This window comes from Pseudomonas sp. BT-42-2, assembly GCF_025847435.2.
Lineage (GTDB): Bacteria > Pseudomonadota > Gammaproteobacteria > Pseudomonadales > Pseudomonadaceae > Aquipseudomonas > Aquipseudomonas urmiensis.
This window is the reverse complement of record NZ_JAOYTM010000022.1, coordinates 34180-57073: the sequence shown is the minus strand read 5'-3', so window position 1 is coordinate 57073 and position 22894 is coordinate 34180. Positions and strand designations below refer to the sequence as shown.

The following is a 22894-nucleotide window of genomic DNA, read 5'->3' as shown; positions in this document are numbered from 1 at the left end:
AGCCCGCTCCCACGCCTGCGCCCTGTTGAAGATAGACAGGCGTGGGAGCGGGCTTGCCCCGCGATAGGGCCTCTACTAGCACTGAGAAACGCACGAAAAGCCAATAAATTCAATTTCTTGCCGTAGAACACGGAATCCCGCTAGCATCGCCCCCGCCATTTGCGCCAATAATAAGTCCAAGCCCGCAGCGCCCAACCATCGAGGCCAGCATGTACATCTATCGTTTGGTCCTGCTTCTGGTCGTGGGGATCTACTTGTTCTCCCCGGCCATCATGGACTGGTGGATCGAGCCGACCGGAGCCTGGTATCGCCCTTACCTGCTCTGGCTGATCCTCATCGTCGTCACCTTCATCCTGCAGAGCCAACGAGATGCCGATGAGCTTTAGCCTGACCCAGATGATCCTGATCAGCGCCGGGTACCTGTTGGTGCTGTTCGGCGTGGCCTGGATCAGCGAACGCGGGCTGATCCCGCGCTCGGTCATCCGCCACCCACTGACCTACACCCTGTCGCTGGGCGTCTACGCCAGTGCCTGGGCCTTCTATGGCTCGGTGGGCCTGGCCTACCAGTACGGCTATGGCTTCCTGGCCTGCTACCTGGGGGTGTCCGGGGCCTTCCTGTTGGCGCCGGTGCTGCTCTACCCGATCTTGAAGATCACCCGCACCTACCAGCTGTCGTCACTGGCCGACCTGCTCGCGTTTCGCTTTCGCAGCACCTGGGCCGGGGCCCTGACCACCATCTTCATGTTGATTGGCGTATTGCCGTTGCTGGCCTTGCAGATCCAGGCCGTTGCCGACTCGATCAGCATCCTCACCGGCGAACCGGTCAAAGCGCGAGTGGCGTTCGCCTTCTGCGCCTTGATCATCCTGTTCACCATCTTCTTCGGCTCACGCCACATCGCCACTCGCGAAAAGCACGAAGGCCTGGTGTTCGCCATCGCCTTCGAGTCGGTGATCAAGTTGCTGGCCCTGGGCGGGGTCGGCCTGTATGCCCTGTACGGCGTGTTTGGCGGGCCGCACGGCCTGGAAGTCTGGCTGCTGCAGAACCAGACCGCCCTGGCCGCGTTGCACACACCTTTGCAAGAAGGCCCATGGCGCACCCTGCTGCTGGTGTTCTTCGCCTCGGCCATCGTCATGCCGCACATGTACCACATGGCGTTCACCGAGAACCTCAGCCCACGCTCGCTGGTCAGCGCCAGTTGGGGCCTGCCGCTGTTCCTGCTGTTGATGAGCCTGGCCGTGCCGCTGATTCTGTGGGCTGGTCTGCGCCTGGGGGCGAGCACTAACCCTGAATACTTCACCCTCGGCCTAGGCATTGCCGCAAACAATGAGGCGCTGGCGCTGTTGGCCTACATTGGCGGGCTGTCCGCCGCCAGCGGCTTGATCATCGTCACCACCCTGGCGCTATCCGGCATGGCGCTGAATCATCTGGTGCTGCCGCTCTACCAGCCACCGGCGGAAGGCAACATCTATCGTTGGCTGAAATGGACCCGGCGCGCGCTAATCGTCGCCATTATCACCGCCGGGTTCATCTTCTACCTGACCCAGAACACTCACCAGAGCCTGGCCAACCTGGGCATCGTTGCCTTCGTCGCCACCTTGCAGTTCCTCCCTGGTGTGCTGTCGGTCCTGTACTGGCCAACCGCGAACCGGCGCGGCTTCATCGCCGGGCTGTTGGCCGGCATGCTGGTGTGGATGGTGACCATGCTGCTGCCGCTGCTGGGTAATCTGCAGGGCTTCTACATTCCGCTGCTGAACATGATCTACGTGCTCGACGACACCAGCTGGCACATGGCGGCAATCGCCTCGCTGGCGGCCAACGTCCTGCTGTTTACGTTGATCTCGTTGTTCACCAATGCCAGCAGCGAAGAAATCAGCGCCGCCGAAGCCTGTGCGGTGGACAACGTGCGCCGACCACAACGCCGCGAGCTGCACGCTGCCTCGCCACAAGAGTTCGCCACCCAACTGGCCAAGCCGCTGGGCGCCAAGGCCGCGCAAAAAGAAGTCGAGCAGGCCTTGCGCGATCTCTACCTGCCCTTCGACGAGCGCCGCCCGTATGCCCTGCGCCGCTTGCGCGACCGCATCGAGGCCAACCTGTCCGGGCTGATGGGGCCAAGCGTGGCCCAGGATATGGTCGAGACGTTCTTGCCGTACAAGTCTGGCAACGAGAACTACGTCACCGAAGATATCCACTTCATCGAAAGCCGCCTGGAAGACTACCACTCGCGCCTGACCGGCCTTGCCGCCGAACTCGATGCCCTGCGCCGCTACCACCGCCAGACCCTGCAGGAGCTGCCGATGGGGGTCTGCTCGCTGGCCAAGGACCAGGAAATCCTCATGTGGAACAAAGCCATGGAGGAGCTGACCGGGATCGCCGCCAAGCATGTGGTCGGTTCACGCCTGATGACCATCAGCGAACCCTGGCGCGGCTTGTTGCAAGGCTTCATCAACGTACCCGATGAGCACTTGCACAAGCAGCGCCTGGGCCTGGATGGTCAGATCCGCTGGCTCAACCTGCACAAGGCGGCCATCGACGAGCCCCTCGCGCCGGGTAACAGCGGCTTGGTCCTGCTGGTCGAAGACCTCACCGAAACCCAGGCCCTGGAAGACAAGCTGGTGCACTCCGAGCGCCTGGCCAGCATCGGCCGCCTGGCAGCCGGGGTGGCCCACGAGATCGGCAACCCGATCACCGGCATCGCCTGCCTGGCGCAGAACCTGCGCGAGGAGCGCGAAGGCGACGGCGAGATCACCGAGCTGTCCAGCCAGATCATCGAGCAAACCAAGCGCGTATCGCGCATCGTCCAGTCGCTGATGAGCTTCGCCCACGCCGGCGGCAGCCAGCAGAACAGCGAAGAGCCGGTGTGCCTGGCGGAGGTGGCGCAAGATGCCATCGGTCTGCTGGCCCTCAACCGGCGCAATTTCGAAGTACAGTTCTTCAACCTCTGCGACCCTGATCACTGGGTCGAGGGCGACCCGCAACGCCTAGCCCAGGTGCTGATCAACCTGCTCTCCAACGCTCGCGACGCCTCGCCACCGGGCAGCGCCGTGCGGGTGCGTAGCGAGATGAGCGAGCACGCCGTCGACCTGATCGTCGAGGACGAAGGCAGTGGCATCCCGAAAAACATCATGGACCGCCTGTTCGAACCGTTCTTCACCACCAAGGACCCGGGCGAAGGAACCGGACTGGGGCTCGCTCTGGTCTATTCCATCGTGGAAGAGCATTATGGGCAAATCACCATCGACAGCCCCGCCGATATCGAACGGCAGCGTGGCACCCGGATCCGCGTGACCCTGCCCCGGCATGTCGTAGCGACGTCCCCTGAAATTCGAGACCGTCGAGAGAATTGAATCAATGCCGCATATTCTGATCGTCGAAGACGAAACCATCATCCGCTCGGCCTTGCGTCGACTGCTCGAGCGCAACCAGTACCAGGTCAGCGAAGCCGGCTCGGTGCAGGAAGCCCAGGAACGCTTCAGCATTGCCACCTTCGACCTGATCGTCAGCGATCTGCGTCTGCCTGGCGCGCCCGGCACCGAGCTGATCAAGCTCGGCCAGGGTACCCCGGTGCTGATCATGACCAGCTACGCCAGCCTGCGCTCGGCGGTCGACTCGATGAAGATGGGCGCGGTGGACTACATCGCCAAGCCCTTCGACCATGACGAGATGCTCCAGGCCGTGGCGCGGATCCTGCGCGACCGCCAGAACGCCCCCGCCGCAGCGCCAGCCAGCGCCGAGCCACGGGCCAATGGCAAGGTGGGTGCTGTCGACAAGGGCACCAACAACGCAGCCAATGGCGAGATCGGCATCATCGGCTCGTGCCCGCCGATGCAGGATATGTACAGCAAGATCCGCAAAGTCGCCCCGACTGACTCCAATGTGTTGATCCAAGGCGAATCCGGCACCGGTAAAGAGCTGGTCGCCCGCGCCCTGCACAATCTATCGCGACGGGCCAAGGCGCCGATGATCTCGGTCAACTGCGCGGCCATCCCGGAAACCCTGATCGAGTCGGAGCTGTTCGGCCACGAGAAGGGCGCATTCACCGGCGCCAGCGCGGGTCGGGCCGGCCTGGTCGAAGCGGCCGACGGCGGCACGCTGTTCCTCGATGAAATCGGTGAACTGCCACTGGAAGCCCAGGCGCGCCTCCTGCGTGTGTTGCAGGAAGGCGAAATTCGCCGGGTCGGCTCGGTGCAGTCGCAGAAAGTCGATGTGCGCCTGATCGCCGCCACTCACCGCGACTTGAAGAACCTGGCCAAGGCCGGCCAGTTCCGCGAAGACCTTTATTACCGCCTGCACGTGATCGCCCTGAAGCTGCCCGCACTGCGTGAGCGTGGCAGTGACGTCAATGAGATCGCCAATGCCTTCCTCGCCCGGCAGAGTGCGCGTATCGGTCGCGATGACCTGCACTTCTCCCACGAAGCCGAGCAGGCCATTCGTCATTACAGCTGGCCGGGTAACGTGCGCGAACTGGAAAACGCTGTCGAGCGCGCGGTCATTCTCAGCGAGAGCCCGGAAATTTCCGCCGAGCTGCTGGGCATCGACATCGAATTGAGCGATCTGGACGATGACGAGCTGTTGAACAACCTGCCGACCATCGGCGGTGTCAGCGCCAACAACGCCAGCCATGAGCCGACCGAGGATCTGTCGCTGGAGGATTACTTCCAGCATTTCGTCCTCGAACACCAGGACCACATGACCGAGACCGAGCTTGCCCGCAAGCTGGGTGTCAGCCGCAAGTGCCTGTGGGAACGGCGCCAGCGCCTGGGCATTCCACGGCGCAAGAGCAACGCTACCAGCGATAACTGATACATCATTCTTGGGGCTGCTTTGCAGCCCTTCGCGGGCAAGCCCGCTCCCACAGGCTGTGCGCCGCTCTCAAGCTTAGCGCTGTACCTGTGGGAGCGGGCTTGCCCGCGAAGGGCCGCAAAGCGGCCCCAAAAGCTTCGGTAACAGATCAGTTCGCGCAAAAATCTGTTACCTCACCCCTCCCGCCGTAACAGATGCCGAGGCGTACGGTAACGAAATTTCTACATTTGCCCGCCCGGCAACCCCGCCAAAATCCCGCAACCCCCTGATTTTGCTGGACCTGCCAAAGTTGGCACGGCACCTGCTATATGTTTGGTACAAGAACAATAACAAGCACTGCAACTCAGAATAAGAACAAGACGAAACGGCTCACGCACAATAAAAACAAGACGGCGGAGGCGCAGCTAACTGATTCTTTTGGAGAGGAGTTGTGTTTGGGGCTTGCCCCACAACCAGGCAGAGAACAACAAAAACTGCACTAAAGCAGCGCCTACACTGGTTGGATCGACAGATCAGCATCACCTCAGCGGCCAAAGCAATCCGTTTGCTCTTTACCCCCGGTTTGGGGGTCGTCCACAAGTTTCGAGCTTTGTGGACAGGGCACTCAACAAAAACAAGAAGCCCAGCAGAAAAACAATAAGAGCACGCAACGACTTCTTGGGGAGCTTAGGCTCCCCTTGTCGTTTCTCCCTCCTGGAACACCCCTTGGCGCATCGCCTACACCATTCCCCCAGTAAATGCTAGAATCCCCGCCCATCATGCGGCCATTCTCCTATCCGTGGCCGAACATTCCTTCAAACAGTGCATCCCATGCTGAAGAAGCTGTTCCAGTCATTCCGTCCGCCCACCGGTGGTCAACACCACAGGCGCACCACGCCTGAAGTGATCAACAAGAGCCAGCACTCGCTGCAACGCAGCCAGTTCAGCCGCCATGCGGTAAGCATCGTCGACCGCCTGCAGGCCGCCGGCTATCAGGCCTACCTGGTCGGTGGCTGCGTGCGCGACTTGCTCCTGGGGATCAACCCCAAGGACTTCGACGTCGCCACCAGCGCCACGCCCGAGCAGATCCGTGCCGAGTTCCGCAACGCCCGAATCATTGGCCGTCGCTTCAAGCTGGTCCACGTGCATTTCGGCCGTGAGATCATCGAAGTCGCCACCTTCCGCGCCCATCATTCGGACGAAGGCGAAGGCGATAGCCATCGCTCATCGCACAATGCCAGCGGTCGCATCCTGCGTGACAACGTCTACGGCACCTTGGAAGAAGACGCGCAGCGCCGCGACTTCACCATCAATGCGCTGTACTACGATCCGGTCAGCGAGCGCATTCTCGACTACGCCAACGGTATCCATGACATCCGCAACCGCCTGTTGCGCTTGATTGGCGACCCGGTCCATCGCTACCAGGAAGACCCCGTGCGCATGCTGCGCGCCGTGCGTTTCGCCGCCAAGCTCGACTTCGGCATCGAAAAGCACACGGTCAAGCCGATTCGTGAGCTGGCGCCACTGCTGCGCGAGATTCCCGCTGCCCGCCTGTTCGAAGAGAGCCTCAAGCTGTTCCTTTCCGGCCAAGGCGCAATCGTCTTTGAAATGCTGGTCGACCTGGAGTTGTTCGAGCCGCTGTTCCCAGGCAGCAGCCATGCCCTGGAAGAGCGTCCGACCTATACCCATACACTGATCAGCCAGGCACTGGCCAACACCGACCTGCGTGTCAAGCAAGGCAAGCCGGTTACCCCTGCCTTCCTCTTTGCCGCCCTGCTCTGGCCAGCCCTACCGGGCCGCGCGCTGTATCTGCAAAGCCAGGGCGTGCCGCCAATCCCGGCCATGAACCAGGCCGCGCACGACTTGATCGCCGAGCAGTGCCAGCGTATCGCTATCCCGAAACGCTTCACCCTGCCGATCCGTGAGATCTGGGACATGCAGGAGCGCCTGCCGCGCCGCAGCGGCAAACGCGCCGACATGCTGCTCGACAACCCTCGTTTCCGTGCCGGCTACGACTTCCTGCTGCTGCGTGAAAGCGCAGGCGAGGAAACCGAAGAGCTCGGCCAATGGTGGACTGACTACCAGGAAGCCAACGACAGCGAGCGTCGCGACATGATCCGCGACCTGGGCAACCGTGACGATGGCGCCGGTGCCGCCCCACGCAAACGCAAGCGCAGTGGCTCCAAGCGCAAGCGCAGCGGTGACGAGGCCTTTGACTGAGCATGCGCAGCCGCGTCTACATCGGCCTGGGCAGTAACCTGGCCGATCCCGCCGAACAGCTGCGCAATGCCCTCGATGCCTTGGACAAGGCCGAGGGCACCTGCCTGGCAGGCGTGTCGAGCTTCTATGCCAGTGACTCGCTGCTGCCAGGCCAGCCGCGCTACACCAATGCCGTGGCCGCGCTGGACACCTCGCTGACCCCGCTGCAGCTGCTCGATGTCTTGCAAGCCATCGAGAATGAGCAGGGGCGGGTCCGTCAGGAGCGCTGGGGGCCGCGCACCCTCGACCTGGATGTACTGCTGTTCGCAGACCAGGTCATCGATATTCCCCGCCTGAAAGTGCCGCATTACCACATGCAGGCGCGCCCCTTCGTGCTCTATCCGCTGGCCGAACTAGTGCCGGCGGATTTCACCCTTGCCGATGGCCGGCGCCTCGCCCAGCTGCTCGAAGACTGTCCGTTCGTCGGTCTGGAACGCCTGTAATTCGGGCGTTGCAGGCGACGGTAACGCCAGTAACACCCGCGCCGTAACAATGCGGTAACAGGGTCATTGACTTCGCCCCCCTCGCTCACGACTATAGGCGTCCCGTGGCGTCGATGTGCCACATATCACCTATTTAGGCCCGGACGGACCTGTGCCCGAACATCACAACCGATGATGTGCCGCTCCGGAAGATGAATGCATGCGTTGTTCGCAGTCGTTTTTCACAGCGCCTGAACGAGGATTTCCTACATGCCTGAATTAACCCTGACCACCCTGCACGGCCGTAAGGCCAAGGGTGAGAAAATCACCATGCTGACCTGCTACGACGCAACCTTCGCCAAGGTCGCCAGCCAGGCCGGTGTGGACGTACTGCTGGTGGGTGACTCGCTGGGCATGGTCCTGCAGGGTCACGACAGCACCCTGCCGGTCACTACCGCCGAGATGGCCTATCACACGGCCTGCGTCAAACGCGGCAATGACGGCGCATTGATTCTTGCCGACTTGCCGTTCATGGCCCACGCCACCCCCGAGCAGGCCTTTGCCAACTGCGCCACACTGATGCAGGCCGGCGCGCATATGATCAAGCTCGAAGGCGCTGCCTGGCTGGCCGAAACCATCCGCCTGCTAGCCGAGCGCGGCGTGCCGGTGTGCGCGCACATGGGCTTGACCCCGCAAACTGTCAATGTACTGGGTGGCTACAAGGTCCAAGGCCGCCAGGAAGCCCAAGCGCGGCAGATGCGCGCTGACGCCATTGCCCTGGAGCAAGCCGGCGCGGCCATGCTGCTGCTCGAATGTGTGCCTAGTGAGTTGGCGGCGGAGATCACCCAGGCGGTGAGCATTCCGGTCATCGGTATTGGTGCCGGCAGTGCAACTGACGGCCAGGTGCTGGTGCTGCACGACATGCTCGGCCTGTCCTTGAGCGGTCGCGTGCCGAAGTTCGTGAAGAACTTCATGGTCGGCCAGCCGGATATCCACAGTGCGTTGGTCGCCTATGTCACGGCAGTCAGAGACGTCAGCTTCCCCGCCAGTGAACACGGATTCAGCGCATGAACACAGTCAAGACCGTGCGCGAGCTGCGCGCCGCCGTTGCCCGCGCGCGTGGCGAAGGCAAGCGAATCGCCTTCGTCCCGACCATGGGCAACCTGCACAGCGGCCATGCTGCGCTAGTGACCAAGGCCGCCCAGCGTGCTGATTTCGTGGTTGCCAGCATCTTCGTCAATCCGCTGCAGTTTGGCGCCGGCGAGGACCTCGACAGTTACCCACGAACCCTGGCCGCCGATCAGGAGCGCTTGCTCCAGGCTGGCTGCCACTTGCTGTTCGCACCCACCGTCGAAGAGATGTACCCCGACGGCATGAGCGTGCAGACCCGGGTCAGCGTGCCGCAGTTGTCCGAAGGCTTGTGCGGCGCCAGCCGTCCTGGGCACTTCGAAGGTGTCGCAACCGTGGTCAGCAAGCTGTTCAACATGGTCCAGCCCGACCTTGCCGTGTTTGGCGAGAAAGACTTCCAGCAGCTGGCGGTAATCCGCGCCATGGTGCGCGACCTGAACATGCCGATCCAGATCATCGGCGAGCCGACCGTGCGCGCCGAGGATGGCCTGGCACTGTCGTCGCGCAATGGTTACCTGAGCCCGGAGCAGCGCGCAGCGGCGCCTGCCCTGTATCGTGAACTGAGTGCGATGGCCGACGCCATTCGCCATGGTCAGCGCGACTATGCAGCGTTGATCGTTGCGGCTCAGGCGCAGCTGCTGGCAGCAGGTTTTCGCCCGGACTACCTGGAGGTGCGGCATGCGCTGACCTTGCGCCCGGCGATGATCGATGATCGCGATGTGGTGGTAATTGCTGCAGCGTACCTGGGTACTACACGACTGATCGATAACCTGTACCTGCATCTGGATGAACTGACTGCCTAGGCCTTGGGGGAGCAACTGACTTTGCTGTGTCAGTGCCGGCCTCTTCGCGGGCAAGCCCGCTCCCACAGGGATTTGCATGTTTCACGCGATCATTGTTGTGCCTGTGAGGCCCATTGTTTGCCGTGAGTCTTAGCGAATCCCTCAAGGTCATCTCGATCCCTGTGCCGGCCCCCACAGGGATTTGCATGTTTCACGCGATCATTGTTGTGCCTGTGAGGCCCATTGTTTGCCGTGAGTCTTAGCGAATCCCTCAAGGTCATCTCGATCCCTGTGGGAGCGGGCTTGCCCGCGAAGGCCGCGCAGCGGCCCAAATTCTCCCTGCCTGCCCCCATTCCCCCCACGCAAGCAATGCCTATAATGATCCCCAGCCTGCAACCGGCAGCGACTGCCCGTTGTCCAAGGCACGATCATGCATCAAGGAAACCATCCGCAATGGCGTATTACCGTACCCCCCATGATGTGACGGCGCTGCCCGCTTGGCAGGCGCTTGTGCAACACCGCGACGCCATGCAGGGCTTCAGCATGCGCGAAGCCTTCGCTGCCGATTCCAAGCGCTTCGACCAGTTTTCCCTGAGCAGTTGCGGGTTGTTCCTCGACTACTCGAAAAACCTGATTACCGAGCAGACCCGCGAACTGCTGGTCAATTTGGCCAATGAAGTCGATCTTGCCCAGGCCATCGAGTCGATGTTCAACGGCGAAATCATCAACGCCTCGGAAGGTCGCCCGGTGCTGCACACCGCGCTGCGCCGCCCGGTGGGCGACAAGCTCAGCGTCAATGGCGTCAACGTGATGCCTGAGGTGCACAAGGTCCTCAACCAGATCACCGAGCTGGTCGGCCGCATCCACGATGGCCTGTGGCGCGGGTACAGCGAAAAGCCGATCACCGACGTAGTCAACATCGGCATCGGTGGCTCGTTCCTCGGCCCGGAGCTGGTTTCCGAAGCCCTGCTGCCCTACGCCCAGCGCGGGGTACGCTGCCATTACCTGGCGAACATCGACGGCAGTGAATTCCATGAACTGTCGGCCAACCTGCGCGCCGAAACCACGCTGTTCATCGTCTCGTCGAAGTCGTTCAACACCCTCGAGACCCTGAAGAACGCCATGGCCGCTCGGACCTGGTACCTGGCCCAGGGCGGCTCCGAGGCCGAGCTGTATCGCCACTTCATCGCCGTCTCGAGCAACAAGGCCGCCGCCGTGGCCTTCGGTATTCGTGAAGAGAACATCTTCCCCATGTGGGACTGGGTCGGCGGGCGCTACTCGCTGTGGTCGGCCATCGGCTTGCCGATTGCCCTGGCCATCGGCACCGCCAACTTCAAGGAGCTGTTGTCTGGCGCCTACACCATGGACCAGCACTTCCAAACCGCGCCGTTCGACAAGAACATGCCGGTCCTGCTGGCCCTGCTCGGCGTCTGGTACGGCAACTTCTGGGGCGCCAACAGCCACGCGATCCTGCCGTACGACCACTACCTGCGTAACATCACCAAGCACCTGCAACAGCTGGACATGGAATCCAACGGCAAGAGCGTGCTGCAAGACGGCACCCCGGTGAAAACCGAGACCGGCCCGGTGATCTGGGGTGGCGTGGGTTGCAATGGTCAGCACGCTTATCACCAGCTGCTGCACCAAGGCACCCACTTGATCCCGGCGGACTTCATCGTCCCTGTGGTGAGCTTCAACCCGGTCGCCGACCATCACCAGTGGCTGTACGCCAACTGCCTGTCGCAGAGCCAGGCACTGATGCTCGGCAAGACCCGCGAAGAGGCGGAGGCCGAACTGCGCGGCAAAGGCCTAAACGAAGCGGACATCGCAAAGCTCGCGCCGCACAAGGTGATCCCGGGCAACCGCCCGAGCAACACCTTGGTAGTCGAGCGCATCAGCCCGCGCCGCCTCGGCGCACTGGTGGCGATGTATGAGCACAAGGTGTTCGTGCAAAGCGTGGTGTGGGGCATCAACGCCTTCGATCAGTGGGGCGTGGAACTGGGCAAAGAGCTCGGCAAGGGTGTTTACCAGCGTCTGGTGGGCGCTCAGGAAGAGTCCGCCGAAGACGGCTCTACTCAGGGCTTGATCAACTACTTCCGTGGGCGTCACCGCGGCTGATCCGCCGCTGCCCACTCTCCAGCGCGGGGTAAGCCCGCTCTCACGCAGCCTTGAGGGGCGTGGGGGCAGGCTTGCCTCGCGATGGTTTCTGCCCTGCCCAATTCGTGGAACACGTTCGCTGACTACACTGTCCATCGAATGATTGCCACGACAAGAGCAGGACAACCCGCCATGTTCGATCTCAGCAAATACCCCACCGCCTTGGCCGTCAGCCAGTCCGCGCAGCTGACTGTGGACGATTACCAACGCCTCTACCGTCAGTCGGTAGACGACCCAGACAGCTTCTGGGCCGAGCAGGCCACACTACGCCTGGATTGGATCAAGCCCTGGACCAGCGTGCAGCAGTCGGACCTGAAAACCGGCGAGGCGCGCTGGTTCGACGGTGGCCAATTGAATGTCAGCTACAACTGCATCGACCGTCACTTGGCCACGCGCGGCAAGCAGACCGCACTGCTTTGGGAAGGTGACGATCCGCAAGACTCGAAAGCCATCAGCTACCGCGAACTGCACCGGCAAGTCTGCCGCCTGGCCAACGCGCTCAAGGCCCGCGGCGTGAAAAAAGGCGATCGGGTATGCATCTATATGCCGATGATCCCTGAAGCTGCCTACGCCATGCTCGCCTGCGCTCGCATCGGCGCGATTCACTCGGTGGTCTTCGGCGGCTTCTCCCCCGACGCCCTGCGCGACCGCATCCTCGATGCCGATTGCCGCACCGTGATCACCGCCGACGAAGGCGTACGTGGTGGCAAACGCATCGCGCTCAAACAAAACGTCGACAAGGCCCTGGCCAGTTGCCCCAACGTCAGCAGCGTGTTCGTGGTGCGGCGCACCGGTGGCGAAGTCGCCTGGGACAACAACCGCGACCTCTGGTACCACAACGCGACCGAACTGGCTGGCGACGACTGCCCGCCCGAGCCAATGGCAGCTGAAGACCCGCTATTCATCCTGTACACCTCCGGCAGCACCGGCAAACCCAAGGGCGTGCTGCACACTACCGGCGGTTACCTGCTGCAAGCCACGCTGACCTTCAAGGTGGTGTTCGATTACCGTGAAGGCGAGGTGTTCTGGTGCACCGCCGATGTCGGCTGGGTCACTGGCCACAGCTATATCGTCTACGGCCCATTGGCCAATGGGGCGATCTCGCTGATGTTCGAGGGCGTGCCCAACTACCCGGACACCTCGCGGTTCTGGCAGGTGGTCGACAAACACCAGGTGAACATCTTCTACACCGCGCCAACCGCCCTGCGCGCGCTGATGCGCGAAGGCTCAGGCCCACTGCAAAGCACCTCGCGGCAAAGCCTGCGGCTACTTGGCAGCGTCGGCGAGCCGATCAACCCGGAAGCCTGGGAGTGGTACTTCGAGGAGGTTGGGCAGAAGCGCTGCCCGATCGTCGATACCTGGTGGCAGACCGAAACCGGCGGCATCATGCTCAGCCCGCTACCAGGCAACCCGCAGCTCAAGCCAGGCTGCGCCACTCAGCCGCTGTTTGGAGTGCAGCCGGTGCTGCTGGACGACCAGGGCAAGCTGATCGAGGGCGCAGGCGCTGGGCTGCTGGCGATCAAGGCCAGCTGGCCTGGACAGATTCGCAGTGTGTACGGCGATCATCAGCGCATGGTCGACACTTATTTCAAACCGCTGCCCGGCTACTACTTCACAGGTGACGGCGCCCGCCGCGACGCCGATGGCGACTACTGGATCACCGGGCGGGTCGACGATGTGATCAATGTCTCTGGCCACCGCATCGGCACTGCCGAGGTGGAAAGCGCGCTGGTGCTACACGACAGCATCGCCGAGGCAGCGGTGGTCGGTTACCCTCACGACCTCAAGGGTCAAGGCATCTACGCCTTTGTCACGCCGATGAATGGGGTGAACCCTGACGATGCTCTCAAGGCTGAACTACTGGCACTGGTCAGCAAGGAGATCGGCAGCTTCGCCAAGCCCGAGCTGATCCAGTGGGCGCCGGCCCTGCCCAAGACACGTTCGGGCAAGATCATGCGGCGTATACTGCGCAAGATCGCCTGCAACGAGCTGGACAACCTGGGCGATACTTCGACCTTGGCCGACCCCAGCGTGGTCCAGGGCTTGATCGACAAACGCCTCAACCAATGACGGCGGCCCATGGCGGGCTGCCCCCAACAGCAGGTCGCCATGGAAGCCTTACGCCGTCGTATCGAAACCCAGGTCATGAGCCTCACCGGGCTGGCCCTCGGCCAGCTCGACCTGGAATCGCCCAAAGGCGATCCTGGCTTGTTTGGACCAAAGAGCATCAGTTGGCAGGTGCATGGCGACTTCCCCAGCATGCTGGTTGGCGGCATTAGTGCGCTGATGCTGCAACTGCTGCATCCGCTGGCGTTGGCCGGGGTGTGGGATCACTCCAACTTTCGTCAGGACTTGCTGGGTCGCTTGCGCCGCACCAGCCAGTTCATCTCCGGCACCACCTTTGGCTCGACCCGCGATGCCCAATGGTTGATCGACAAGGTGCGCACCATCCACCTGCAAGTGGTCGGCACCGCTGCCGATGGCCGCCCGTATGCCGCCAGTGATCCCGACCTGCTGACCTGGGTGCATGTGGCCGAAGTCAGCAGTTTTCTTGCCGCGCACCTGCGTTACCGCAACCCCCATCTGTCGCGCGCCGACCAGGACGCTTATTACGATGAGATCGCACTGATCGCCGAGCGCCTTGGCGCACGCAACGTGCCTCGCTCCTGCCAGCAGATCGACGACTACCTGCAACGCATGCGCCCGCACCTGCAATGCGACGCCCGTAGCCTTGAGGTAGTGAGCATTCTGCTTGAGGCCCCTGCCCCCAGCCGCCTGGCTGAGCCTGTGGGCAAACTCATGCTGCAAGCGGGCATCGACCTGCTGCCGGACTGGGGCCGGGACATGCTCGGTCTGCACCAGGGGCAATTGCGCAGTCGCATGATCCGCCTGGGCATTGCCCGCACCGCGCCGGTCTTGCGCTGGGCCATGCGTGATAGCTCGGCGCATCGGGCCAGGCGGCGCATGGGCATCGACTAAGGTAATTTGGCTGGTTCTGCGGAACCGATTTAACGTGCCATACTCCAAGCACTCCCGCTTGGATAGACGAAGCTGCACATGCCCAAAGGATTGACTCGCGCCATCGGCGCCTTGCTGGCCCTCGTGGCCCTGTATAGCCTGCTCGGCTTCCTCATTCTCCCCGGCGTCGGCCTGCGTATTGCCAACCAGCAGTTGGCCAAGTACGCCACGGTGCCGGCCCAATTGACGCGTATCGAGCTCAACCCCTTCAGCCTTGAACTGACGCTTTGGGGCTTGCAGATTGGCGAGCCGGGTAAAGAGCAGGTCGGCTTCGAACGCCTTTACGCCAACCTCTCGCTCGACAGCCTGTGGAGCGGCGCGCTGCACCTGGATGCAGTGGAGCTGGACAAGGCGCGCAGCGAAGTGCTGTTCGCCAAAGACGGCAGCCTCAACCTCACCCAGCTGTTCAAAGTGCCGCCCAGCGAGCCGAAAGCCGAAGAGCCGGCGAGTGATCCTTTCCCGCTGCGCATTGGCAGCATCAAGCTCAACGAAGGCTACTTGCACTTCAAGGATTTGCGTCCGAGCGAGCCAATCGAATTTCTTTACGACTCGATGAACCTTGAGTTGAAGAACCTCAGCACCCTGCCCGAGGACAACGCCGACATGAGCCTGGTCGCCAATGGCCCGGCCGGTGGCCGCATCGACTGGAAAGGCACCTTGAGTCTGACCCCGATCGCCTCCGAAGGCACCCTGAAGATCACCGACGGCAAAATGAAAGCCTGGTGGCCTTATGTGCGCGATGCTGTGCCGTTGGTCCTGGAAGACGGCGTAATCAGCCTCGACACCCACTACAAGCTCAACCTGGCGAAGGAAACCGAGCTGTTGCTGGACAACACCTCGGTGCGCATCGCCCCGTTCGCCATCAAGGCCCCGGACGGCCGCCCATTGGCCCGCCTGGCGAACCTTGAGGTCAGCGACACCTCTATCGACCTGGCCAAGCAGTTGGTCACCGTCGGCAAAATCCGTAGTGAGAAACTGGAAACCTGGGCAGCACTGGAAAAAGATGGCCAGCTCGACTGGCAGAAGTTATTCGCCAGCCAGCCGGCCAAGGCCAGTCCAAAAGAAAAAGCCGAGCCTGCTGCTGCTGAACCCAGCAGCGAGGAAAAAGCCGCGGCAGAGCCGAGCAAGCCTTGGCAGGTGTTGCTCAAGGATGTACAGGCGCGCAACTACATGATTCACCTGGCTGACCGCAGCCAGAAAGAGCCGGTAGCGTTGGACGTCGGTCCGCTCAATGTTGACCTGCAGGGTTTCGACAGCCTCAACAAGTCGCCCTTCACCCTCAAGCTCGACACTGGCGTCGGCAAGCAAGGCAAGCTGCAGGCCGCAGGCCAAGTCAACCTGGCACCGGTAACGGCCAAGCTCGATGTCACTACCAGCGATATCGACCTGCGGGTGGCCCAGGCCTACATCAGCCCGTTCATTCGCCTGGAACTGCGCAGTGGCATGCTCTCGAGCAACCTCAAGGTCGACCTCAAGAGCACCGAGCCGCTGGCCTTCAGCGTCGGCGGCAAAGCCCAGGTCAACCAACTGCACACCCTCGATACGATCAAGAACCGCGACTTCGTCAAATGGCAGCAACTGAACCTCGACGGTCTGTCCTATGTGCATGGTGATGCCCTGTCGATCGACAAGGTCAATCTGCTGCAGCCGTATGCGCGCTTCATCATCAACGAAGATCGCACCACCAACGTCGATGACCTGTTGATTCCTCAACCGGCCGGTAGCGCGAGCACAGCCCAATCCAAGCCGGCAGCGGCCAATAACGACAAGCCGCTGGGTATTCATATCGGGCAGATCGACATCAACGATGGCTCGGCGAATTTCGCCGACCTGACCCTGACCCCCAACTTCGCCACGGCGGTGCAGCAGCTCAATGGCCAGGTTGGCACCATCGACAACCGCAAGCCGGCTCCGGCGAAAGTCGACATCAAGGGCAAGGTCGACCGTTATGCCCCGGTCACCATCAAAGGTGCGCTCAATCCATTCAACCCGATGGCCAGCCTGGACATCGCTACCAGCTTCAAACGGGTCGAGCTGACCACCCTGACGCCCTACTCCGGCAAGTTCGCAGGTTTCCGCATCCGCAAGGGGCGGCTGAACCTCGACCTGCACTACCTGATCACCAACGGCCAGCTCAAAGCCGAGAACAAAGTGGTGGTCGAGCAGTTGCAACTGGGTGAGAAAGTCGACAGCCCGGATGCCGTGGATCTGCCGATCCGCCTGGCGGTGGCGCTGCTCAAGGATACCGAAGGCAAGATCTCGATCGAGCTGCCGGTCACCGGCGACCTTAATAATCCCCAGTTCAGCGTCATGCCAATCGTCTGGCAGACCCTACGCAACCTGGTGCTGCGTGCAGCCCAGGCGCCGTTCAAGTTCATTGGTGGGCTGGTCGCCGGCGGTGGCTCGGAAGACCTCGGCACCGTGGCCTTTGCTCCAGGTTCCAGCGACCTGAGTGGCGACGCGCAGTCGGCCCTGGACAAGCTGGCCTCCGCCCTTAAAGAGCGCCCGGAACTGCGCCTGGAAATCGAAGGCACCAGCGCCCAGACCAGCGACGGCCCCCTGATCGCCGAACAGCGTCTGGAGCGCGAGTACCAGGCTACTTGGTACAAGATCCTCCAGCGCCGCGGTGACAAGGTGCCGGCCAACGCCTCCATGTTGGTGGTAGATGACAGCGACAAGCCGGCCATGCTCGAAGGCATCTACCGCACGCGCTTGAAACAGCAGCCCCCGGGCGAATGGCAGGAACTGAGCCGCGATGAACGTACGGCCAAGCTGCGCGAAGCGGTGATCAAGTCGTGGGCGGAAAGCGCTGCGCTGCTGCGTCAATTGGGCCAGGAGCGCGCCGGCACTATCAAGGATTACCTGGTGGACAAGGGCAAGCTTGAGGATGACCGGGTGTACTTCATCGATACCACCCTGGGTAAAGCCGAGAGCGATGGGCGGGTGATCACGCCGATGCATCTAGACGCTGAGTAGCTCTCAAGCTTGTATCGTCTGTTTTGGGGCTGCTGGGCAGCCCTTCGCGGCGTCCCGCTGCTCCACCAAGCCCGCATCTACAGAGCGGCGCGGTCCCTGTAGGAGCGGGCTTGCCCGCGAAGGGCTGCAAAGCAGCCCCAAAACAGCCAACTCAAATCGCAACCCTGCAACTGCCCCCCCCGCCTAGACCAACCGCTGCCCCGATACTGCCGGGTGATACAGCGGCTGCACTTTATTGCCCGCAGGATCGAGTAAATGGAAACTGCGCGCGCCATCGCCATGATTGAAAGGCCTGTCCAGCAGGGTGACCCCATGCGCTTTGAAATACTGGTACCAGGCGTCCAACTCTTCCACGCTGTCGACAATGAACCCGTAGTGGTCCAAGGTCTGCAGCCCGTTGGCAGCCCCAGCGCCACGCCCCAGCGATAGGTTGTCGTTGCCGCAAGTGAGATAAATCAGGTCTTCGTTGGCTCGGTGCAGCACTTCCATACCGAGTACATCGACATAAAAGCGCTCGCACTCCTCCAGATTGGGTACCAACAGGGCAATGTGGCGTAGACCGTTGAGTCGACCAGGGCGTGCAGGTAATTCGGACATTGGCAGGGCTCCATTTTTGTATACAATTCAAAACAGAATTTAAAACAAAAAGGACGTCCTGTGTACAGCCTGTTCATCAAGACCCGTGTCAAACCCGGCAGCGCCGATGCTTTCCTGAGCGCAATCACAGCCAACGCCGCTGCTTCCGTGGCGACTGAACCTGGCTGCCTGGTGTTCGACGTATCCCAGGATCGCCTCGACCCAGATGTGATCTATCTCTACGAGATTTATCGCGACGACGCCGCTTATGAAGCGCACACGCAGACTGCGCACTTTCGCGATAGCCGCCCACTGGTAGAGCCGTTGATTGTCGATCAGGCGTGTTTCGAAAGTGACGTGGTGGCGCGTAACCCGGTGAGTTGAAAGTCCCCCAGGCAAATAAAAACCCCGGCCTGAGCCGGGGTTTTTGTGTGGGTGGCCAAATCCTTGTGGCCGTCGGGACAATCCTTATTCGGCTTTCAGGCCGTCAGCCGAAACGGCTTGAACGCCTTTGATTTTCTTGGCGATGTCAACAGCGGTAGTTTTCTGGGCTTCGGTGATAGCGACGTCCGAGGACAGCGAAACAACCCCTTTGTTGGTCTCGACCTTGATGTCACTGCCTGGAATGCCTTTTTCAGTCAGCAGATCAGCTTTCACCTTGGTGGTGATCCAGGTGTCCTTGGTCTCTTCCTTGGCCTTGGTGACTTCACCAGCCGCCAGCATCATAGGCGCCTGGGTTGGCTGCTGGGCAAAGGCCGCGTTAGCCATGGTCAGGGTCAGAGCGGTTGCAGCAGCGGCAGCAATGGCGAACTTCTTCATACGAGACACTCCTGTTGTTCGAAAGGTCTGCGCCAGGTCTTTTGGCGTCAGGTGAAGATACTATTGCAGGGGCTGTGCCAGGTTTTTATATTCAATAAAATCGTTATAAATCAATAGATTAAGATTTTTACTCAGGAGTAGCTATCGTGCATTTTGCATGTAGCGGGATAAACCTGCGTGCAAGATGCAAGTACACCAAGGGTTTGTTGCCAGAGAACCAGCGGTAAAACCCAGGCCAAAAAAAAGGACCCCGAAGGGTCCTTTTCTTACGCTACAGCTGTGCTGTTAAACGCCCGAAGCCTTGGCCGCGGCAACGTCTTTGATCGACAGCTTGATACGGCCGCGGTTGTCCACGTCCAGTACCAGTACTTCAACTTCCTGACCTTCTTTGAGCACGTCGGTGACTTTCTCGACACGCGCATCGCTGAGCATCGAGATGTGCACCAGGCCGTCTTTGCCAGGCAGGATGTTGACGAACGCGCCGAAGTCGACGATGCGCTCAACTTTACCCACGTAGATCTTGCCGATCTCGGCCTCAGCGGTGATACCCAGAACGCGCTGGCGTGCTGCTTCAGCCGCTTCCTTGGTTTCGCCGAAGATCTTGATCGAGCCGTCGTCTTCGATATCGATCGAAGCCTTGGTCTCTTCGCAGATGGCACGGATGGTCGCGCCACCTTTGCCGATCACGTCGCGGATCTTGTCGGTGTCGATCTTCATCGCGATCATGGTCGGAGCGTTGGCCGACAGCTCGGTACGCGATTGACCGATGATCTGGTTCATCTGGCCGAGGATGTTCAGGCGCGCTTCCAGGGCCTGGCCCAGGGCGATTTCCATGATCTCTTCGGTGATGCCGTTGATCTTGATGTCCATCTGCAGCGCGGTAACACCTTTGGCGGTACCGGCTACCTTGAAGTCCATGTCGCCCAGGTGGTCTTCGTCACCGAGGATGTCGGTGAGGATGGCGAACTTCTCGCCTTCCTTGACCAGACCCATGGCGATACCGGCAACCGGCGCCTTCATCGGTACACCAGCGTCCATCAGGGCCAGCGAAGCGCCGCAGACCGAAGCCATGGAGCTCGAGCCGTTGGATTCGGTGATTTCCGAAACGACACGGATGGTGTACGGGAACACGTCAGCAGCAGGCAGCATGGCCTGAACCGAACGACGAGCCAGACGGCCGTGGCCGATTTCGCGACGGCCAGCACCGCCCATACGACCACACTCACCTACCGAGAACGGTGGGAAGTTGTAGTGCAGCATGAAGGGGTCTTTCTTCTCGCCTTCGAGGGTGTCCAGCAGCTGGGCGTCACGGGCAGTACCCAGGGTCGCAACGACCAGGGCCTGGGTTTCGCCACGGGTGAACAGGGCCGAACCGTGAGTCTTTGGCAGAACGCCGACTTCGATGTTCAGCGGACGTACAGTCTTGGTGTCGCGACCGTCGATACGTGGCTTGCCGTTAACGATGTTTTCGCGAACGGTGCGGTACTCGATCTCACCGAAGATCTCTTTGACTTCGGCGGCAGAAGGCTGGCCTTCTTCGCCGGAGAACTTGGCGATCGCTTGATCGCGCAGCTCGCCCAGGCGCGCGTAACGGTCGGCCTTGACGGTGATGGTGTAGCCCTGGGAAATAGCGTCGCCGAACTCAGCGCGGATAGCGTTGAGCAGTTCGGTGTTGGCAACGGCAGGTTTCCAGTCCCAGGTCGGCTTGGCAGCTTCGGCAGCCAGCTCTTTGACAGCCTGGATAACGGCCTGGAATTCATCGTGAGCGAACAGCACAGCGCCCAGCATCTGGTCTTCGGTCAGCTCTTTGGCTTCCGATTCAACCATCAAGACGGCGTCGGCAGTACCGGCGACGACCATATCCAGGCTCGAAGCGGCCAGTTGCTCGTAGGTTGGGTTGAGCAGATAGCCGGTGCTCTCATGGAAAGCAACACGGGCGGCGCCGATCGGGCCTTCGAATGGAATGCCGGAGATCGCCAGGGCAGCCGAGGTACCGATCATCGCAGCGATGTCCGGATCGGTCTTCTTGCTGGTGGAAACGACGGTGCAGACAACCTGCACTTCGTTCATGAAGCCTTCTGGGAACAGCGGACGGATCGGACGGTCGATCAGGCGCGAAGTCAGGGTCTCTTTCTCGGAAGGACGGCCTTCACGCTTGAAGAAACCACCTGGGATCTTGCCCGCGGCGTAGGTTTTTTCCTGGTAGTGAACAGACAGCGGGAAGAAGCCCTTGCCTGGATCAGCTTGCTTGGCACCGACCACGGTCACCAGCACGGTGACGTCGTTGTCGACGGTGACGAGCACGGCGCCGGATGCCTGACGGGCAATGCGGCCGGTTTCGAGCGTAACGGTCGATTGACCGAACTGGAATTTCTTGATTACCGGGTTCACGGTTTCCTACCTTTTCAGTGGCTCTGGGGGAACTGGTTTCTTACGAATTCTTGGGCAGAACGGGGAATCGGCCCCATTGACCGTCCAGATACAAATCGAGGCTGGGAGCCTGGCTACTGAGCGGATAAACCGCTCAGCGATGCCAGGCTGCCAACCTCGAAGATACGCGTAGCGTGTCCGACGGTAGCGCTGCCAAGCAGCACTGCCGAAGAATGCGACACGCCATGCACACCACTGGCCAGGCCGCTATTAGCGACGCAGACCCAGACGACCGATCAGGGCGCTGTAACGAGTGGTGTCTTTGCCCTTCAGGTAGTCCAGCAGCTTACGACGCTGGTTAACCATACGGATCAGGCCACGACGCGAGTGGTGGTCTTTACCGTTGGCCTTGAAGTGGCCTTGCAGTTTGTTGATGTTGGCGGTCAGCAGAGCAACCTGCACTTCCGGGCTACCGGTGTCGCCGGCGGCTTGCTGATAGTCGGCAACGATTTGAGCTTTTTCTTCAACGCTGAGGGCCATTTGGCATCTCCAGATAAACGGATCCCGCAAGCGGGGTCCAATAGGCCAGGGACGAACCCTGTATTAATAAAAAGAGGTGTGACCGTGCCTACTGACAGCCATCCTCGTATCCACCTGTGTCAGCCGAGGCCTTCGCAGCTGGTATCGGTCATTCCGACCGAATCAAACGACGCGGCGCAATGCGCCCGTCTTCGCTCACTTCACCGATACCGATGAAGCGACCATTGTGATCTTGTACCCGGACCATGCCGAACTGCGGCGCATCCGGCGCACGTACTGCCTGGCCATGCAGCCAGTAGAACGCACTGTGCTCGGATAGGTGCACCAGCGGCCAGTCCTGCAACCCGCTGTCAGACGGCATCAGGAAGCGATCGAGCGCTTCATTGCCACCTTCGGCATGGGCTTGTTCGAGCTCCTCGAGGGTCACGGTCTGTGCCAACTCGAAGGGGCCAGCCTGGGTTCGACGCAGTTCGGCGACATAGGCACCACAGCCCAGCGCCTCACCGATATCCTCCACCAGGGTGCGGATATAGGTGCCTTTGCTGCAACCAACCGACAGGCGCGCACGGGTGCCTTCGCACTCGAGCAGCTCCAAGCGGTTAATAGTAACAGAACGCGCCTCGCGCTCCACTACCTCTCCTGCACGGGCCAATTTGTACAACGGTTGACCGTCACGCTTGAGCGCCGAGTACATCGGCGGGATCTGGCTGATCGGGCCGCGAAAACGTGGCAGCAAGGCCTCGATATCGGCGCGACCAACGGTCACCTCGCGAGTCTGCAAGACTTCGCCTTCGGCATCGGCGGTATTGGTAGTCTGCCCCAACTGCATGACCGTCTCGTAACCTTTATCGGAATCGAGCAGGTATTGGGAGAACTTGGTCGCTTCACCGAAGCACAGCGGCAACACGCCGGTGGCCAGGGGATCGAGACTGCCGGTATGGCCGGCCTTCTCGGCATTGAGCAACCAGCGGACCTTCTGCAAGGCGGCGTTGGAGGTGAACCCCAATGGCTTGTCGAGCAGGATGATGCCGCTAACGTTGCGGCGGATTCGTTTGACCTGGGCCACC

17 protein-coding genes are annotated in these 22894 nt (G+C 61.3%); 12 read left to right on the top strand and 5 right to left on the bottom strand.

Annotated elements, in window-relative coordinates:
- Nucleotides 1-209: 209 nt before the first annotated feature.
- The 11 genes from OIU19_RS22950 (at nucleotide 210) to OIU19_RS22900 (ending at nucleotide 17522) form a co-directional block, all read left to right on the top strand.
- Nucleotides 210-386 carry a hypothetical protein gene (locus OIU19_RS22950; RefSeq protein WP_003250005.1) on the top strand — a complete coding sequence of 59 codons (177 nt, stop codon included), beginning with the start codon at nucleotides 210-212 and terminating at the stop codon, nucleotides 384-386.
- Nucleotides 370-3345 carry a sensor histidine kinase gene (locus OIU19_RS22945; RefSeq protein WP_186556474.1) on the top strand — a complete coding sequence of 992 codons (2976 nt, stop codon included), beginning with the start codon at nucleotides 370-372 and terminating at the stop codon, nucleotides 3343-3345. Before OIU19_RS22950 ends, OIU19_RS22945 begins: the two co-directional genes overlap by 17 nt.
- Nucleotides 3346-3349: 4 nt before the next feature.
- Nucleotides 3350-4801 carry a sigma-54 dependent transcriptional regulator gene (locus OIU19_RS22940; protein WP_264236930.1) on the top strand — a complete coding sequence of 484 codons (1452 nt, stop codon included), beginning with the start codon at nucleotides 3350-3352 and terminating at the stop codon, nucleotides 4799-4801.
- Between the two features lie 810 nt (nucleotides 4802-5611).
- The gene (locus tag OIU19_RS22935; protein WP_186556476.1) at nucleotides 5612-7000 is read left to right on the top strand and encodes a polynucleotide adenylyltransferase PcnB; all 1389 of its coding nucleotides are present in this window, start codon (nucleotides 5612-5614) and stop codon (nucleotides 6998-7000) included.
- A gap of 2 nt (nucleotides 7001-7002) precedes the next feature.
- Nucleotides 7003-7482, top strand: coding sequence for a 2-amino-4-hydroxy-6-hydroxymethyldihydropteridine diphosphokinase (gene folK, locus OIU19_RS22930; protein WP_264236929.1), 480 nt, complete (start codon nucleotides 7003-7005; stop codon nucleotides 7480-7482).
- Nucleotides 7483-7731: 249 nt separating this feature from the next.
- The gene (panB, locus tag OIU19_RS22925; RefSeq protein WP_264236928.1) at nucleotides 7732-8532 is read left to right on the top strand and encodes a 3-methyl-2-oxobutanoate hydroxymethyltransferase; all 801 of its coding nucleotides are present in this window, start codon (nucleotides 7732-7734) and stop codon (nucleotides 8530-8532) included.
- The gene (gene panC, locus OIU19_RS22920) at nucleotides 8529-9392 is read left to right on the top strand and encodes a pantoate--beta-alanine ligase (protein WP_186556479.1); all 864 of its coding nucleotides are present in this window, start codon (nucleotides 8529-8531) and stop codon (nucleotides 9390-9392) included. Before panB ends, panC begins: the two co-directional genes overlap by 4 nt.
- A 432-nt stretch (nucleotides 9393-9824) precedes the next feature.
- Nucleotides 9825-11489 (top strand): glucose-6-phosphate isomerase, encoded by a 1665-nt coding sequence (gene pgi, locus OIU19_RS22915; protein ID WP_264236927.1) that lies wholly within the window; start codon nucleotides 9825-9827, stop codon nucleotides 11487-11489.
- Nucleotides 11490-11660: 171 nt separating this feature from the next.
- On the top strand, nucleotides 11661-13598 hold the full coding sequence (acs, locus tag OIU19_RS22910; RefSeq protein ID WP_264236926.1) for an acetate--CoA ligase: 1938 nt from the start codon (nucleotides 11661-11663) through the stop codon (nucleotides 13596-13598).
- Nucleotides 13599-13637: 39 nt separating this feature from the next.
- The gene (locus OIU19_RS22905) at nucleotides 13638-14507 is read left to right on the top strand and encodes an oxygenase MpaB family protein (protein WP_264236924.1); all 870 of its coding nucleotides are present in this window, start codon (nucleotides 13638-13640) and stop codon (nucleotides 14505-14507) included.
- A 78-nt stretch (nucleotides 14508-14585) separates the two neighbouring features.
- Complete coding sequence (locus OIU19_RS22900) at nucleotides 14586-17522, top strand: DUF748 domain-containing protein (protein WP_264236922.1); 2937 nt, start codon at nucleotides 14586-14588, stop codon at nucleotides 17520-17522.
- A gap of 183 nt (nucleotides 17523-17705) precedes the next feature.
- Here the strand turns inward: OIU19_RS22900 and OIU19_RS22895 are convergent, their stop codons facing one another.
- Complete coding sequence (locus OIU19_RS22895; RefSeq protein WP_264236921.1) at nucleotides 17706-18119, bottom strand: VOC family protein; 414 nt, start codon at nucleotides 18117-18119, stop codon at nucleotides 17706-17708.
- Nucleotides 18120-18179: 60 nt separating this feature from the next.
- On the opposite strand from OIU19_RS22895, the gene OIU19_RS22890 reads away from it, so the two are divergent.
- Nucleotides 18180-18482, top strand: coding sequence for a putative quinol monooxygenase (locus tag OIU19_RS22890; RefSeq protein WP_264236920.1), 303 nt, complete (start codon nucleotides 18180-18182; stop codon nucleotides 18480-18482).
- Nucleotides 18483-18566: 84 nt separating this feature from the next.
- Here OIU19_RS22890 and OIU19_RS22885 read toward each other — a convergent pair whose 3' ends face one another.
- The 4 genes from OIU19_RS22885 to truB all read right to left on the bottom strand — a co-directional run bounded on the left by OIU19_RS22885 (nucleotide 18567) and on the right by truB (nucleotide 22893).
- Nucleotides 18567-18917 (bottom strand): BON domain-containing protein, encoded by a 351-nt coding sequence (locus OIU19_RS22885; protein ID WP_264236918.1) that lies wholly within the window; start codon nucleotides 18915-18917, stop codon nucleotides 18567-18569.
- Nucleotides 18918-19202: 285 nt separating this feature from the next.
- Nucleotides 19203-21308 (bottom strand): polyribonucleotide nucleotidyltransferase, encoded by a 2106-nt coding sequence (gene pnp, locus OIU19_RS22880; RefSeq protein ID WP_264236917.1) that lies wholly within the window; start codon nucleotides 21306-21308, stop codon nucleotides 19203-19205.
- 249 nt (nucleotides 21309-21557) lie between these two features.
- Complete coding sequence (gene rpsO / locus OIU19_RS22875; protein WP_009404303.1) at nucleotides 21558-21827, bottom strand: 30S ribosomal protein S15; 270 nt, start codon at nucleotides 21825-21827, stop codon at nucleotides 21558-21560.
- A gap of 148 nt (nucleotides 21828-21975) precedes the next feature.
- Nucleotides 21976-22893, bottom strand: coding sequence for a tRNA pseudouridine(55) synthase TruB (gene truB, locus OIU19_RS22870; protein WP_264236915.1), 918 nt, complete (start codon nucleotides 22891-22893; stop codon nucleotides 21976-21978).
- Nucleotide 22894 lies beyond the last annotated feature (1 nt).